Annotated in this window: 23 protein-coding genes; all 23 read right to left on the bottom strand. The window is 66.6% G+C overall.

The window, feature by feature from the left end:
- Positions 1 to 37: 37 nt before the first annotated feature.
- Complete coding sequence (locus ACRCSW_RS04705) at positions 38 to 841, bottom strand: division plane positioning ATPase MipZ (protein ID WP_438703009.1); 804 nt, start codon at positions 839 to 841, stop codon at positions 38 to 40.
- Positions 842 to 915: 74 nt separating this feature from the next.
- A complete protein-coding gene (locus ACRCSW_RS04700; protein ID WP_438703007.1) occupies positions 916 to 1,758 on the bottom strand; it encodes a DUF6596 domain-containing protein in 843 nt (280 codons plus the stop codon).
- The gene (locus ACRCSW_RS04695) at positions 1,704 to 2,147 is read right to left on the bottom strand and encodes a sigma factor (RefSeq protein ID WP_438703006.1); all 444 of its coding nucleotides are present in this window, start codon (positions 2,145 to 2,147) and stop codon (positions 1,704 to 1,706) included. Before ACRCSW_RS04695 ends, ACRCSW_RS04700 begins: the two co-directional genes overlap by 55 nt.
- 4 nt (positions 2,148 to 2,151) lie before the next feature.
- Positions 2,152 to 2,496: a YciI family protein gene (locus ACRCSW_RS04690; RefSeq protein ID WP_438703004.1), complete on the bottom strand. Its 345-nt coding sequence runs from the start codon at positions 2,494 to 2,496 to the stop codon at positions 2,152 to 2,154.
- Entirely contained in the window at positions 2,493 to 3,098 is a 606-nt protein-coding gene (locus ACRCSW_RS04685) for a hypothetical protein (protein WP_438703003.1), read from the bottom strand. The genes ACRCSW_RS04690 and ACRCSW_RS04685 overlap by 4 nt, the downstream gene beginning before the upstream one ends.
- A 135-nt stretch (positions 3,099 to 3,233) precedes the next feature.
- Positions 3,234 to 3,455: a 50S ribosomal protein L31 gene (gene rpmE, locus ACRCSW_RS04680; protein WP_438703001.1), complete on the bottom strand. Its 222-nt coding sequence runs from the start codon at positions 3,453 to 3,455 to the stop codon at positions 3,234 to 3,236.
- A gap of 11 nt (positions 3,456 to 3,466) precedes the next feature.
- A complete protein-coding gene (gene rplS / locus ACRCSW_RS04675; RefSeq protein WP_438702999.1) occupies positions 3,467 to 3,841 on the bottom strand; it encodes a 50S ribosomal protein L19 in 375 nt (124 codons plus the stop codon).
- Positions 3,842 to 4,247: 406 nt separating this feature from the next.
- Entirely contained in the window at positions 4,248 to 5,063 is an 816-nt protein-coding gene (gene trmD, locus ACRCSW_RS04670) for a tRNA (guanosine(37)-N1)-methyltransferase TrmD (RefSeq protein ID WP_438702997.1), read from the bottom strand.
- Positions 5,064 to 5,105: 42 nt separating this feature from the next.
- Positions 5,106 to 6,080 (bottom strand): hypothetical protein, encoded by a 975-nt coding sequence (locus ACRCSW_RS04665; protein WP_438702995.1) that lies wholly within the window; start codon positions 6,078 to 6,080, stop codon positions 5,106 to 5,108.
- A 41-nt stretch (positions 6,081 to 6,121) separates the two neighbouring features.
- Positions 6,122 to 6,628, bottom strand: coding sequence for a ribosome maturation factor RimM (rimM, locus tag ACRCSW_RS04660; RefSeq protein WP_438702993.1), 507 nt, complete (start codon positions 6,626 to 6,628; stop codon positions 6,122 to 6,124).
- Positions 6,625 to 6,789: a hypothetical protein gene (locus tag ACRCSW_RS04655; RefSeq protein ID WP_438702991.1), complete on the bottom strand. Its 165-nt coding sequence runs from the start codon at positions 6,787 to 6,789 to the stop codon at positions 6,625 to 6,627. The genes rimM and ACRCSW_RS04655 overlap by 4 nt, the downstream gene beginning before the upstream one ends.
- A gap of 12 nt (positions 6,790 to 6,801) precedes the next feature.
- Positions 6,802 to 7,158: a 30S ribosomal protein S16 gene (gene rpsP, locus ACRCSW_RS04650; protein ID WP_438702989.1), complete on the bottom strand. Its 357-nt coding sequence runs from the start codon at positions 7,156 to 7,158 to the stop codon at positions 6,802 to 6,804.
- Between the two features lie 61 nt (positions 7,159 to 7,219).
- Positions 7,220 to 7,513, bottom strand: a complete 294-nt coding sequence (locus ACRCSW_RS04645; protein ID WP_438702988.1) for a chorismate mutase — start codon at positions 7,511 to 7,513, stop codon at positions 7,220 to 7,222.
- Entirely contained in the window at positions 7,513 to 8,124 is a 612-nt protein-coding gene (locus tag ACRCSW_RS04640; protein ID WP_438702986.1) for a GNAT family N-acetyltransferase, read from the bottom strand. Before ACRCSW_RS04640 ends, ACRCSW_RS04645 begins: the two co-directional genes overlap by 1 nt.
- Positions 8,125 to 8,239: 115 nt before the next feature.
- Positions 8,240 to 8,761, bottom strand: a complete 522-nt coding sequence (locus tag ACRCSW_RS04635; protein ID WP_438702984.1) for a GNAT family N-acetyltransferase — start codon at positions 8,759 to 8,761, stop codon at positions 8,240 to 8,242.
- Complete coding sequence (locus ACRCSW_RS04630) at positions 8,758 to 9,285, bottom strand: GNAT family N-acetyltransferase (RefSeq protein WP_438702982.1); 528 nt, start codon at positions 9,283 to 9,285, stop codon at positions 8,758 to 8,760. Before ACRCSW_RS04630 ends, ACRCSW_RS04635 begins: the two co-directional genes overlap by 4 nt.
- Positions 9,282 to 9,791, bottom strand: coding sequence for a GNAT family N-acetyltransferase (locus tag ACRCSW_RS04625; protein WP_438702980.1), 510 nt, complete (start codon positions 9,789 to 9,791; stop codon positions 9,282 to 9,284). Before ACRCSW_RS04625 ends, ACRCSW_RS04630 begins: the two co-directional genes overlap by 4 nt.
- Entirely contained in the window at positions 9,788 to 10,294 is a 507-nt protein-coding gene (locus ACRCSW_RS04620; RefSeq protein WP_438702978.1) for a GNAT family N-acetyltransferase, read from the bottom strand. The genes ACRCSW_RS04625 and ACRCSW_RS04620 overlap by 4 nt, the downstream gene beginning before the upstream one ends.
- Positions 10,291 to 10,833, bottom strand: coding sequence for a GNAT family N-acetyltransferase (locus ACRCSW_RS04615; protein WP_438702977.1), 543 nt, complete (start codon positions 10,831 to 10,833; stop codon positions 10,291 to 10,293). Before ACRCSW_RS04615 ends, ACRCSW_RS04620 begins: the two co-directional genes overlap by 4 nt.
- Positions 10,830 to 11,402 (bottom strand): demethoxyubiquinone hydroxylase family protein, encoded by a 573-nt coding sequence (locus ACRCSW_RS04610; protein WP_438702975.1) that lies wholly within the window; start codon positions 11,400 to 11,402, stop codon positions 10,830 to 10,832. The genes ACRCSW_RS04615 and ACRCSW_RS04610 overlap by 4 nt, the downstream gene beginning before the upstream one ends.
- Positions 11,399 to 11,941: a GNAT family N-acetyltransferase gene (locus tag ACRCSW_RS04605; protein WP_438702974.1), complete on the bottom strand. Its 543-nt coding sequence runs from the start codon at positions 11,939 to 11,941 to the stop codon at positions 11,399 to 11,401. The genes ACRCSW_RS04610 and ACRCSW_RS04605 overlap by 4 nt, the downstream gene beginning before the upstream one ends.
- Positions 11,938 to 12,477 (bottom strand): GNAT family N-acetyltransferase, encoded by a 540-nt coding sequence (locus tag ACRCSW_RS04600; protein WP_438702973.1) that lies wholly within the window; start codon positions 12,475 to 12,477, stop codon positions 11,938 to 11,940. Before ACRCSW_RS04600 ends, ACRCSW_RS04605 begins: the two co-directional genes overlap by 4 nt.
- The gene (ffh, locus tag ACRCSW_RS04595) at positions 12,474 to 13,985 is read right to left on the bottom strand and encodes a signal recognition particle protein (RefSeq protein WP_438702971.1); all 1,512 of its coding nucleotides are present in this window, start codon (positions 13,983 to 13,985) and stop codon (positions 12,474 to 12,476) included. Before ffh ends, ACRCSW_RS04600 begins: the two co-directional genes overlap by 4 nt.
- Between the last annotated feature and the right edge of the window lie 162 nt (positions 13,986 to 14,147).

Below are 14,147 nucleotides of genomic sequence, written 5' to 3'. Positions count from 1 at the left end.
CGAATCGTGAACCACGTGGGCCTGGGCGGGCCGGTGTTCAAAAGCCGATCTGAAGAGACGGAAGCCTGAGACCTGACATCAGGTCACGCAGTTCCTGTCGGGCCGCGATGTTCGACAGGTTCAACTGATCGACGCCGGTATCCTTGAGGTCGAGAAGGGTGAGACCGCGGGGGAAGAGCTCGCGGAAGATCACCCGTTCGGAAAAGCCGTTCTGAACCCGGAACCCGATGCGCTGGGAAAGCTCTTCCAGCGCAGCGCCGACCTTTTTCTTGTTGTGCATCGCCTGCGCGCCAAGGCGGTTCCGGACCACGATCCAGTCAATCGGCAGCAGCCCGGCCTGTGCCCGCATCTGCCGCGCGCCCCAGACCATTTCGGAATAGATCGAAGGGCCCTTGATGCGGCCGGTGACCGGATCGACGCGGGCCAGAAGGTCGAAGTCGATGAAGCTGTCGTTGAGGGGCGTGATCAGGGTATCGGCGAGGGTATGGGCGACCTGGCTGAGGCGGGTGTGGCTGCCGGGGCAGTCGATGACGATGTAGTCCATCTCCTTGTCCATCGCCTCGATCACCCGCGTGAGGCGCTGGTCCTGCAGGTTCTCGCCCTGGGCAGTGGGGTCGACTTCGGGAAGGTCGCGGTAATCGGGGGTGGGAAGGTTGAGACCGGCCTGGGCAAGATAGGCGCGGCGGTTTTCGATATAGCGGCCGAAGGATTTCTGGCGCAGGTCCAGGTCAAGCGCGCCGACCTTCTGGCCAAGCCGGGCAAGCGCGGTTGCGACATGCATGCAGGTGGTGGACTTGCCCGAGCCGCCCTTTTCATTGCCGACGACGATGATCCGCGCCACGATACATCCTTTGCCCAAGCCGCGTCCGCTCATAGCTTGGTGACGCTGCGCAGTGCAAGACGGCTCGAAGGCGGTCAGGGTCCGGCTTTGGCGCGGAGCCATGCCCGCAAAGCTGGATCTTCGGTCAGGGCCGCCGCTGAGAGATAGGCGGCGGAGCTTTCTGATTTCCGCCCCAGACCTGCAAGAAGGTGTCCCCTCAGCGCCCAGGCGGGCTGATAGCTGGGCAGACGCGGGTCGGTCAGGGCATTGAGCGCCTGTAGGCCGGCCCCGGCCCCCTGCACCTCGGCAAGCGCCGCGATCCGGCCGCAGGTGACGCCCAGCGTCGGGACCATGGCCTCCAGCCCGCGGTAGAGCATGAGGATTCGGTCCCAATCGGTCTTTCCGTGCCTTATGCCTTCGACGTGGAGAGATCCGATCGCGGCCTCAAGATGGAAGCGGCCGATCCGTCCGCTGCGCCGGGCGTTGCGGAGCGCGAGATCGGCGTCAGTCAGAAGGGCTGCGTCCCAGAGCTGCGGGTCCTGCCGGTCAAGCGGCACATATTGGCCCTGCCCGTCGAGGCGTGCCGAGCGGCGGGCCAGGCCGTAGAGGATGAGGGCGAAGAGGCCGTGCGCTTCGTCGGAGGCGGGGGCGAGGCGGCAGATCAGGCTGATGAGCCATAAGGCCTCGGTCGCGAGGTCATCGGGGAGTGAGGTGTCGCCTGTCGGGCGATCCTGCCCGAGCGTATAGGCGGCGTAGACGGCGTCCAGTACATCGCCGATCCGATCGGGAAGGTCCTGTGGTTCGGGGTCGGTGAAGGGCACGCGCGCCGCCGCGATCTTCGCCTTGGCGCGTGAGAGGCGGACCGCCATGGTGCCAGGTGGGATCAGGAACGCCGACGCGATCCGGCGGGCGTCGATCCCGAGCACGGTCTGCAGCACAGGGGCGCGCGCAGGCCCTGGTCGATTGCCGGATGGGCGCAGGCCAGCAGCAGCGACAGGCGGTGGTCGGGCAAGGTCATGGCGGTGGTGTCCAGGCGGTCGGCGTCCAGATGCGCGATCATTTCGGCGCTGGCCGAGATGGTCTGGTCGCGCCTTAGGCGGTCGAGCATCCGGCGGCGGGCTGTGGTCAGCAGCCAGGCCTCGGGGCTGCGCGGAACCCCCGTCTGCGGCCAGGTCACCAGCGCGGATTCAAGCGCGGCGGACATGGCATCCTCGGCATCCGCCAGATTGCCGAACCGGCGCGCCAGCCAGGCGACGATGCGCCCGTAGCTGTCGCGCGCTGCCCGGGCGACCTGACCCGCAACGGGGCTGTCGGGGTCAGGCCGCATCGTTTCAGACGGCGACCGGGCGCACCTCGACCGCACCCGTCGACGCGGCGGGGTTCAGTGCAGCCCAGTGCAGCGCGGTGTCCAGATCGGGCACCTCGATGATGTAGAAGCCGCCAAGCTGGTCCTTGGTGGCTGCGTAGGGGCCGTCCTGGACCTGGCGCTTGCCGTCCTGCAGCCGCAGGGTCGTGGCGGTGCTGGACGGGTGCAGCCCGTTGCCGCCCACCATCACCCCGGCGTCGATCAGCGCCTTGGTATAGGCGCCATAAAGCGCGTACTCGGCCGCCCAGCGCGCTTCGTCGGGGGCGGTCATGTCCTGGGGCGGGATGTAGTTCATGATCATGTACTTCATGGGGTCACCTCGATGGGTTGGCGTTTGACGACGGCGGGCAAGAGGGCGGTCGGCGTCTTGTCTTCGGTGCACATGTCATTGTCCTGCGGGCGGACGCCGAAACGCAAGCCCGTCTCGTCCAGCGCGAAGAGATCGTGATCGACGCCGCAGACGGCAACCGGACGCCAGGCAGCACAGCCGGTGGCCGAGATGTCGGCTTCGAGATTCACGGTCAGGCTGCAGTCACCCATGCCGAGGGCCTCTGCCAGGCCCGCATCGGGGGTGAGCAGCGTGAGATGTTTCCAGTCTTCGTTGAACTGGGTGCGGAAGGCGCCGGGGACCGCCTCTGACGCTGCCCCCACCTTGTATGTCCCGCCGGTCCGGAACTGAAAGGTGCGCAGTGTCATGTCGGGGTCGAGCGCATGGATGAACGTGAGGCTCCAGGTGCCGTTCGCAAAGACGAACTCACGGGTGCCGTAGCCGCCGTACCACGCTTCGGCACCGGCGCTTTCGTAGGTGCCCTGCAAGGCGGAGAGAGCGGCGGCATCCGCCGTCTCGCCTCTGGCGGGGGCCGAGACCGCAAGGCAGACTGCCGCTGCGGTCAGGATCAAGGGGGTCTTCATCGCATCCTCCGATGGTGATGCAGGGCCAACTGCCTGCATAAGGACGACGCGTGAGGGGGGTGGATTTTAACGTTGCCGAAAGAAAAACGCCGCCCGGGTGAGGGGCGGCGTCTTCTTTGACACGGCTGAGTGGGTTCAGAACCCGAGGCCGGCGTACTTGTTCTTGAACTTCGACACGCGGCCGCCGGTGTCGAGGAGTTTGGCCTGCTGGCCAGTCCACGCCGGATGCGCCAGGGGGTCGATGTCGAGCGACAGGGTGTCGCCTTCCTTGCCCCAGGTCGAGCGGGTCGTGTAGGTGGAGCCATCCGTCATCTTGACGGTGATGGTGTGGTAATCGGGGTGAATTTCGGTTTTCATCGTCCCGCTCCTTACTCAGACTTTTCTTTGTAGTTTGCGACTTCGGCGATCCGGGCGGATTTGCCGCGGCGCGCGCGCAGGTAGTAAAGCTTGGCGCGGCGGACCTTGCCGCGGCGGACCACCTCGATCGTGTCGATGTTGGTCGAGTAGAGCGGGAAGACGCGCTCGACGCCTTCGCCGAACGAGATTTTGCGGACGGTGAACGAGGCGGCGATGGTGGCGCCCCCTTTGCGGCCGATGCAGACGCCTTCGTAGGCCTGCACACGGCTGCGGGTGCCTTCGGTCACCTTGTAGCCGACACGGATGGTGTCGCCGGCCTTGAAGTCCGGGATGGTCTTGCCGAGAGCGGCGATCTGCTCCGCCTCGATCTGCGCGATGAGGTTCATGCGCGGTCACTCCAGTTTGCCTGCGGTGGTTCCCGCAGAGGTGATGCCGCGCCAGAGCTTCCGGTCTTCGTCCGGGTCCCTCTTGCCAAGGCAAGAAGCCCGCCGCAGGTGGCGCCTGCTTTTCTGATGGCCGCCCCTTCGCGATGACCCCGCGGAAGAAGGCGGGCAGGCAAAGGGAATCGGGTCCGATGGGCTGACGCCCCGGACCGGGCGCGTATAGGCGGATGTGGGGGATGGGTCAAGGGTTGCGGGGGGCGCTTTCTCCATTTGTCGGGAGCCCCCCACCCCGGCCCTCCCCACGAGGGGGAGGGAGGCGCCCCGTGTCAGCGTCTCGGAGAGTTCTGCAAGGTGGCAAGGAGCCATCGGCAGACCTACGCTTGCGGCGACTGAAGACTTTCCGAGGCAGCTACGTCCTGCGCTTTTCCCACAGGTCCGGCCTTCTGGTGCGGGTCAGGGCTTCAGCCTCGGCGCGGCGCCATCTGGCGATCTCGGCGTGGTTGCCGGACTGGAGGATGGCGGGGATCTCCTGACCCTCCCACACGGCGGGGCGGGTGTATTGGGGGTGTTCGAGGAGGCCGTCGGAGAAGCTTTCCTCTTCGGTCGAGGCGGCGTTGCCGAGGACGCCGGGGAGGAGGCGAACGGTGGCATCCAGCATCGCCTGGGCGGCGATCTCGCCTCCGGTCAGGACGAAGTCGCCAAGGCTGATCTCTTCGATCTGGTGGTGATCAAGGACGCGCTGGTCGACGCCTTCGAAACGGCCGCAGAGTAGCGTGATGCCGTCGCCCGAGGCAAAGCGGCGTGCTGTGGCCTGGTCGAAGGGTTTCCCGCGCGGGGAGAGGTAGATGACGGGCCAGCGGGCGCGGTCGACGGGCGTGCCTTCGCGGGCGTGGCGGAGGGCTGAATCGACCACGTCGGGGCGCAGGACCATGCCCGCGCCGCCGCCTGCTGGGGTGTCGTCGACGTTGCGGTGCTTGCCCTCGCCGAAGGGGCGGAGGTCGATGGCTTCCAGCTGCCAGAGCCCGAAGTCGAGCGCCTTGCCGGTGAGGGAAAGGCCGAGTGTGCCGGGAAAGGCCTCGGGGAAGAGGGTGATGACTTTGGCCGTCCAGGCGCCCTTAACGACCCGCGGTTCCTCCATCAGGTCGCGGGGCTTCAGGCTGGCGCGCATCGAGAGGCGCCCGTGGCTTTTGGGGGGGCTTTTCGGCCGGGGTGTAGCGTCGGACATTCCGCGGGCTTAGCGCGAAAGCCCGCGGCAGGAAAGGCCGGTTCAGGCCCTGCTGACTGCGATTCCCGGCGCGACGTCGTGGATCGGAGCGGCCTCGGGCTGCGGCTCGGCCTTGGCGCGGGCGGCGTCCACCGCCTGGGCAAGCGCCAGGAGCCCTTCGCGCAGGTCTTCCATGAGATGCCTGGGCAGGTCCGATCCGCTTGTGGCAAGGGATGCGGCCGAGGCGCGCAACTGTTCGAGCGTGGGGAAACCCGCTGCGCGTTCCGGGAAGGCCGAGATCAGCGCGAGTGCACGGGGGACGTAGAGCCGCAGGAGATCGGGGTTGTTGCCGGCGATCGAATGAGCCAGCGACATGGCGTTCGGGACATGGCCCGGCGCTACGACTTCGGGTTCGCTGGCCCAGAGAACCAGCCCGCGGCGGAGCGCGGCGTGACTGCGGTCGGGCTTCGTCAGAGCGGCATCGAGTGCGCGGAGCCGAAGCTCGACGTTGGGGCTGTCCAGACCCTTGGCAAGCGCATCGGCCACCTGAACATCGGTCGCGTTGTCGGGAAGGTTCAGGACGGGCACGATGGCCTGGCCGGCATCGGCGGTGGCGAGAAGGGCATGGGCTTCCTCGGCCTCTTCATCCAGGAAGTACCCCTGATCGGCGGCTTCCCGGGCGTCCCAGAGCATCCGGCAGGTCGGGATGGCAAGGAACGAGATGGTAAGCGGGACAATCGGGTTGATGGCGAAGTCGAACCCGGAAATGCCGCCAAGCCCGCGACCGATGCCGAAGAGCACGAGCACCAGCAACAGCTGAGACAGGACCTGGGTGAGAGCGGCCAGCCAGGCCTGGCCCGTAAGCCATTCGTCCGGCGTGACGGGCCATTGTTCGGGCCGAAGCACCATGAGCCAGACAATGAAGATCGCCACGAAAGGCGCGACCAGGCCTACTCCCAGTCCACAGAGGCCGGCAAAGAGCGGGCCGATGTAAAGCAGAGCAGTGGCGCCCTTCAAAAGGCGCATGCGGGTCAACATGCCTGTCCCCCTTTGGTTCGGTCCCGATGAGCTTGCGAGGGTCACTCGGTCTCTTCGGGCGGGTCTACGATCAGTCGGCCAGCGGCGAGGTCGACATTGGGTACAACGGCCAAGGTAAAGGGTAACAGAAGGGCCGATTTGTGACGAAGTGAGGATATTTCGATGATATCCCCAGCGCCGTGGTTGTGGATTGCCACGACTTTGCCCAGGAGCTCGCCCCCGGTGTCATAGGCCGCAAGGCCAATCAGGTCGGCATGGTAGAACTCGTCGTCGGGGAGTTTGGGCAGCTTGTCGCGGGCAACGAAGAGACTGGTGCCGCGCAAGGCGTCGGCAGCTTCCTTGCTGGTCACGCCCTTGATGCGCGCGCCAAGACCGCCCGCGACGGGGCGGGTCAGGGTGATTTCAAAGCGCCGCTGGCCGTCTTCCGACAGAAGCGGGCCATAGGCGACGATGTCCGAAGGTTCGGAACAAAAGGACTTTAGCCGCACTTCGCCCGACACGCCGAAGGCCCCGGCGATGGCGCCGATGCAGATCAGGTCGCTGGTCATGGCGGTCCCCCTTCGCAGTAGCCGCGGTCGCTCCACCGGCCCCCGGCATCGAGGCAGGCATCTACCTGATTCATCTGGGCAAACTGCAGCCCCGCCCAGAACGCCGCCCCGCAAAGGGCAAGCGTCAGGGCGCGGCGCAGCAGGCCGAGGCCGGGGATCATGCCCGGACGGACTTATTCCGCTTCGGCCGGAGCCTCGGCGCGGGCGGCCTTCTTGGCGGCGCGCTCGGCCATTGCCTTGCCGGGGGTGCCGGTCTTGGGGTTGCTGCGGGCGGTCTTCGGGCGGGCGCCGGCGGCTTCGAGGAAGCGGGCCACACGATCGGTGGGTTGCGCGCCTTGGCTGAGCCAGTGGTTCACGCGCTCCAGGTTCATGACGACGCGCTTTTCGTCGTCCTTCGCCAGAAGCGGGTTGTAGGTGCCGAGCTTCTCGATGAAGCGGCCGTCGCGCGGCATGCGCGAGTCGGATGCGACGATCGAGTAGAACGGGCGCTTCTTGGAACCGCCACGTGCGAGCCGGATTTTCATAGCCATTTGGTAGTCTCCTTCGGGTTTTGATAAGAGGTGCGCCATGAATGCGCACCCTACGGGGTTGTTATTTCTGCAGTTTCTCGTGATGCCTAATGACTTCACTGATGATGAAGGTCAGGAATTTCTTGGCGAGGTCGGGGTCGAGATCGGCCTCGGTCGCCAGTTGGTGGAGCCGCGCCATCTGGCGCGCCTCGCGGTCGGGGTCGGAGGGCGGAAGGCCATGTTCTGCCTTCAGCCGCCCGACGGCCTTGGTCTGCTTGAAGCGTTCAGCAAGGGTGTAGACGAGGATCGCATCGAGCCGGTCGATCGAGGCGCGATGGTCTTTCAGAAGTTCGGCAGCCTGGGTTGCGGTGTCCATCAGTCCCCCCTTTTCGACGTCTTCATCGCGTCTTCGTTCCGTCTTCCTTGCGTTGCCGGGCGTGCGGCAGGGCGGTGAACCCAGACCTGCGCGCCGTCGACTTCGCCCTCGCGCACTGCGCCAAGACGTTCCGCGACCCTGATCGAGGGCGCGTTCCCGGGTGCGATGTAGCTGACGAGGCGATCCAGACCGAGGGTCGCGAAGGCATGGTTACGGGCGGCGGTCGCCGCTTCGGTGGCGTAGCCCCGGCCCTCCGCCGTTGGGCGGAAGAGGTAGCCAAGCTCCGGCTCCTGATCGCCGGGCTCGAAGCCGATGAGGACAAAGCCCAGGATTTCGCCATCTGTGTTCCGTTCGACCGTCCAGGGCCCGTGGCCGCGCAGAAGCCAGGTGCCGCAGCAGGCGGCGAATTCGGTGAAGGCATCATCGCGGTCGAAAGGGCCGCCGAGATGCGGGCTTGCGGGGCCGCAGAGGACTTCGGCCCAGGCGTCGAAGTCCGTGAGCATTGGGGCGCGGAGGCGGAGGCGGGTGGTCTCGATCACCGGCAACTGTGCAGCGAGGGTCGCGCCGAAATCGGCAGCGGGCCCCGGGATGGGGCGTTCGTGTGGGGTCATGTCAGCACCTCCCCACAACGGCTCATCGCTTGCTTCGCGACGCTCTTCGCAGGACGCGCGCCAAGCGAGGAGCGACGCGAAGCGAGCGAGGAGCGGACCTTTGAGAAACACGCTGTCATTTCAGCGCCTCCGGGTCAGGGTGGCGGTAGACGGTCAGGGTGATGCCTTTGAACTGGACATCGCGTTCAGGCGTCGCGCCCAACCGTTCGGCCAGGGCCTTGGAGCGCTGGTTCACCTGTTCGATGAAGCTGAAGACAGGCGGCAGGTTCAGGGTTTCGGTTGCATAGGTGCGGGCGGCGAGGGCGGCCTCATGCGCGTAGCCGTGACCGTCGAAGCCTTCGAAGAGGAACCAGGCGAGCTCGGGTTCGTGCCAGCCGTCGTGATCAAGAAAGCCGACGCGACCGATGGGGGTGTCACCATCGCGAAGTGCGACGATCCAGGTGCCGCGCCCGTTTTCAGCCCATTGCTCGACGGTATAGGCCAGCCAATCCGCTGCGTCGCTGGCAGGCCAGGGCCCGCCGATCCATTGCGCGCGGTCGCTGGCGAGGAACACGCCGAGCGGGCCAGCGTCGCTGTCCTTGGGGCCGCGCAGGGTGAGGCGCGCTGTGGTAAGCGTCGGGATGTTACCCTTGGTCATCCGCGCACCTCCGGCTTGGGGTGGCGGTAGACGTGGTCGTGGCCCTTGTCGTCGTTCAGCGTCCGTTCAAGCGTTGCGCCCAGGCGTAGGGCCAGGGTCTCGGACCGGGTGTTGGCCACATCGATGTAACTGATCGGCGGGTTCGGGGTGATCCTCGCGTGATAGTCGGCGCGGGCGGCAAGGGCGGCTTCATAGGCGTATCCCTTGCCCTCGAACCCGTCGTAGAGGTGCCAGGCAAGCTCGGGTTCATCCCAGCCGTCGTGGTAGATGACGCCGACCCGGCCGATGAATTCGCCCGCCTTGGTGTCGACCGAGTAGAACCCGTAGCCGCGCAGCGCCCAGTGGCCGATGTTCGACAGATGCGAGCGCCAGACCCACTTGCGGTCAATGCCTCCGCCGACGAATTCGGAGCGGGGGCTATCGTTGAAGACGAGCATCGTGGCGAAGTCCGCCTCGCGCGGTTCGCGCAAGGTGAGGCGTTCGGTGGTCAGGACCGGGATCGGGAGGGGCATTGCGTAGGTCATGCTACCCTCCTCAGGTCGTGCCGGATCACCACGTCGCCGGGGTCGATGCCGGGAAGCGTGAGGTCGATCACGCCGCCAAGGCGGAGGCCAAGGGCGATGGAGCGGGTGTTGGCGGGTTCGATGATGTTGGTGATGTGGGGCCAGTCGAAGCTGGCTTTGGCCCAGTCGAGCACGGCGCGGGCGGCTTCGAGGGCGATGCCTTTGCCTTCGGCCTCGGGGACGACGAACCAGCCAAGTTCCGGGGCGGGATAGTCGTCGCCGTGGTAGATGCCGACCTCGCCCAGATAGGCGCCGGTCGCGCGGTCGTCGACGCCGAAGGGACCGTAGCCCTTGAGCACCCAGAGCGCGACGTCGGCAGCCCAGAACCTCCAGGCGGCGAGGCGGTCGAGCGGGCCGCCTTCGTGGATCGAGCGGTCAGAGGCGAAGAAGGCCGCGTGATGCTCGAAGTCGGCAAGCTCTGGCATCCGCAGGGTCAGGCGTTCGGTTTGGAGGGTCGGGGCGATCATGCGGACCTCCGGTGGTGGCGCCAGACGATGTCGCCTTCGTCCTGCACAGGCGCGGCGGGGTCGATCACTGCGCCGAGGCGTTTTGCGACGGCTTGCGAGGCGAGGTTGTCGGGGCCGGTGTAGCTGACGATGCTTTGAACCGGCAGGTTGGCGAAGGCCCAGTCGAGGAGCGCGCGGGCCGCTTCGGTGGCGTAGCCCTGGCCTTCGTGGCCCTCGCTGAGTTGCCAGCCAAGCTCAGTCTCGGGGTAGAGCGGACCTGCGTTCAGGCCGACGAGGCCGACAGCTTCACCCGTGTCGCGGCGGAGGACGGTCATGCCGCCGTGGCCGAAGAGCTGCCAGCAGGCGATCTCGTGGCAGAACATGCCCCAGGCCTGCCACTCGTCGTAAGGCCCGCCCATACCCGCCGATCGGGGCGAGGCCATGAGCGCGGCGTAGGCGGGGAAGTCGGCCAGTACCGGGGCGCGGAGGGTGAGGCGTTCGGTGTGGAGGGTGGGCGGTGTCATGCGGCACCCCCGGCGAAATGGCGGTAGGTGAGGGTGGGTGGCGGGTAGGGACAGGCGGCGTCGGGGTCGACCGTCGCTCCAAGCCGTTCGCACAGCCGATGGGACTGAACGTTGTCCGGGTGGGTGTAGCTGATGGCTGTCGTGTAGCCCGAGGTGGCGAAGAACCAGTCGCGGGCGGCGGCGGCGGCTTCGAGGGCGAGGCCATGGCCTTCGTCTTCGGCGTTCCAGAGGCTCCAGCCCAGTTCGGGTTCGGGGTGGGTGTCGGGGAAGAACGGGCCGATGCCGCCGATGCCTTCGTCAGAGCCGTGACGGGTGACGGTGAAGAGGCTGAACCCGTGCTTTTGCCACTGGTTCAGTAGGTCCTGGGTTTCGGTCTGGAGGGTCTCCATCGACCACGGGCCGCCCATCATGATGGAGCGGTCGGAGGACCAGAAGCGGTAGCTTGCCGGAATGTCGGCAAGGGTCGGCAGGCGCAGGCGCAAGCGTTCAGTCTCAAGGACCGGGCCTCCGTTGGCATCGTGTGCAAGCCGGTAGGTCATGCGGCACCCCGCAGGTCGCGGCGCATCCGGGTGGAGTCGCCCCAGGTCGAGAGCCAGATGACCACTTCGACGCTGCCGCGGATGACGGCTTCGAAGGCGCGGGTCAGCCGGGTGGTGCGGGTCTTTTCCTGGCGGGCGAGGGAGAGGTGGCCCTCTTCCTCGGCGCGGATGCTTTCGATCAGGTCATGCAGGCCGGCGTCGCGGTTTCGCAGGAAGGTCAGTTGATCGGTCATGTGGTGGTGGACGGTATCCTCGACCGCTTCGGTGCAGGTCCAGACCATGTTCTGGCCGAAAAGCGCTGACGCAGCGCCAAGAACCCAGCCGCCTGTGCTCCACAGATACATCGCGCGGCAGGGGCGTCCGCCGCGTTCGGCGAGGGCTTGGGCGAAGAGGCGGCAGTGGGTGATCTCATGCGCTTTCAGCTCGGCCAGCCGGTCGGCAAGTTTGGGCCAGAACCAGCGGCTGATCGCGATCTGCGCCGCGTAGATCCGGATCGCGCCGTATTCACCGGCGTGGTTGACCTTGGCGATGCGGATCGCGGAGAGGCGTTCGGCGGGGGTCAGCGTCATGCCGTCACCTCCAGGCCCGGGTGCCGGTAGATCAGCGCAGGCTTGCCGGAGGGAGTGACCCATTCGCGTTCGAACGTTGCCCCCATCCGGACGGCCAGCGCGACGGAGCGGTCATTTCCCGGCGCAATCACCGAGATCAGCGCGCCCCAGCCGAGGTCCGTGTAAGCATAGGTCCGCGCGGCCATCGCCGCCTCGAAAGCGAAGCCGTTACCTTCGTGTCCGGGGTAAAGCGACCAGCCGACTTCACGCTCCAGCCAGCCTTCCGGGTTCCAGAAGCCGACATGGCCGATGGCGTCGGGGGTGTCCTTAAGGGTCAGGGTCCAGAGGCCGTAACCGCGCAGCTGCCAGTGGCCAAGCTGGGCCGCGAAGGCGCGCCAGGCCGTGGGCCGGTCCAGCGGGCCACCGGTAAAGCGGCTGCGGTCCTGGGCATAATAGGTGGCGTAGGCGTCGAAATCCCCGGCCCTGGGCGCGCGCAGGCAGAGACGCCCGGTCTCAAGGACCGGACCGCCGTTCGCGTCCTGGGTAAGCCGGTAGGTCATGCGGCCACCTTGGTGAAGCGGTAGACCGTGCCTTCGGGCATCCATTTCGGGCGCTCGTTGTCGGTTACCTGTCCGCCGAGGCGGCGCGCGATGGCATGCGATGCGGCGTTGTCGCGGTGGACCTCGGCGCGGGCGGAGGTGAGAGCAAGCGGACCGAAGGCCCAGTTGTACATTGCGGTTGCGGCCTCGGTGGCGAGGCCCCTGCCCTCGGCCTCGGCGGTCCAGAGCGACCAGGTGAGTTCGACCTCGGCGTGGTCTTCCCACTGCATCGGGCCGAAGTGGCCAATGGGTTGGCCGGTGGCGCGGTCCTCGGCGATCAGGCGGCCATGGCCGCGCATGATCCAATGGCCGAAAAACGAGGCGAACTGTTCCGCCGCTTCATGCTCTTTCTTCGTGCCGCCGGTAAAGGCCGTACGCGGCGATGCGCGATAGTCGCGGAAGGCGGGCCAGTCGCTTGGCTGCGGCGCACGCAGGATCAGCCGCTCTGTCTCCAGAACGGGCAATCCGGTCAATGCGGGGCGCAGAGCGAGGGTCATTTCTTCTTCATCAGCCCCGAAAGACCGGCGGGGAGCGTGATCCCGCGGGGGAGGCCACCGAGGCCGGGGGGAAGGCCGCCGCCCATACCACCCATGCCTTGCTGCATGCCTTTGGCGGCTTCGGCGAGCTGTTCGGGGGACATCTTCGAGGGGTCTGGCATGCCGCCCTTGCCGAGGAACTGCTTGATCATGTTCTTCATCATGCCGCCCTTGCCCATCTTCTTCATCATGTCCGCCATCTGCTTGTGCTGCTTCAGAAGGCGATTGAGGTCGGCGACATCGAGGCCCGCACCGGCGGCGATGCGTTTCTTGCGGGAGGCGGCGAGGAGATCGGGGTTCGCGCGTTCCTTCTTGGTCATCGAGTTGATCAGCGCGATCTGGTGGTGGATCATCTTGTCGTTGATGCCTGCGGCTTCGGCCTGCGCCTGATGCTTCGACATGCCCGGCATCATGCCCATCAGGCCCTGCATGCCGCCCATCTTGAGCATCTGCTCCATCTGCATCTTGAGGTCGTTCATGTTGAAGAGGCCCTTGGCGAAGCGTTTCGCCATGCGTTCGGCCTGTTCGGCCTCGAACGTCTCTTGCGCCTTTTCGACCAGGGCCACGATGTCGCCCATGCCGAGGATGCGGCCGGCGACGCGTTCGGGGTCGAAGGGCTCGACCGCGTCCATCTTTTCGCCGAGGCCGACGAAGCGGATGGGTTTACCCGTGACGGCACGCATGGAGAGGGCGGCACCGCCGCGGCCGTCGCCGTCCATCCGGGTGAGGACGACGCCGGAGATGCCGACCTTGCCGTCGAATTCGGTGGCGACGTTGACTGCGTCCTGGCCGGTCAGGCCATCGACCACCAGCAGGGTTTCGCGGGGCTGGGCGATGTCGCGGACGGATTGGACCTCGTCCATCAGGACTTCGTCGATGTGCAGACGTCCGGCGGTGTCAAGGAAGAGGACGTCATAGCCACCGAGGTTGGCCTGCGTCTTGGCGCGCTTGGCGATCTGGACGGCGGTTTCGCCTTTGACGATGGGAAGGCTGTCGACACCGATCTGGGTGCCGAGGATCGCCAGCTGCTCCATGGCGGCCGGGCGGTTGGTGTCGAGGGACGCCAGAAGGACCTTCTTGCCGTTCTTCTCTTTCAGCCGCTTGGCCAGCTTCGCGGTGGTGGTGGTTTTCCCCGAACCCTGGAGGCCCACCATCAGGATCGTCGCGGGCGGGTTGTCGATTTTCAGCGCTTCGGGCGCGCCGTCGCCCGCCAGGACGCGGATCAGTTCGTCGTGGACGATCTTGACGACCATCTGGCCGGGGGTGATCGACTTGGTGACTGCGGCTCCAGTGGCCTTTTCGGTCACGCGCTTGATGAAGTCGCGGGCGACGGGGAGGGAGACGTCGGCCTCCAGAAGCGCCACGCGGACCTCTCGGAGTGCTGTGACCACGTCGGCCTCGGTCAGCGCGCCGGCCTTGGTCAGACGGTCGAAGACGCCACCAAGGCGTTCTGACAGGCTTTCGAACATCGCGTCACCTCGTGCTTCATGTTTGCCCCGATATGGGGCGGCGGAGCCGTTGTGCAAAGCCGAAGCGCATCCGTGGGCGCAACGCGCTGACGGATGGCGATCCCGGGATTTGCCCAAGGGACCGGAAGCGAGAGGCCTCCGGGAATTGGGTGGGCGGATACG

The organism is Tabrizicola sp. (assembly GCF_051645465.1).
Lineage (GTDB): Bacteria > Pseudomonadota > Alphaproteobacteria > Rhodobacterales > Rhodobacteraceae > Tabrizicola.
This window is presented reverse-complemented; position numbering and strand designations above follow the sequence as displayed.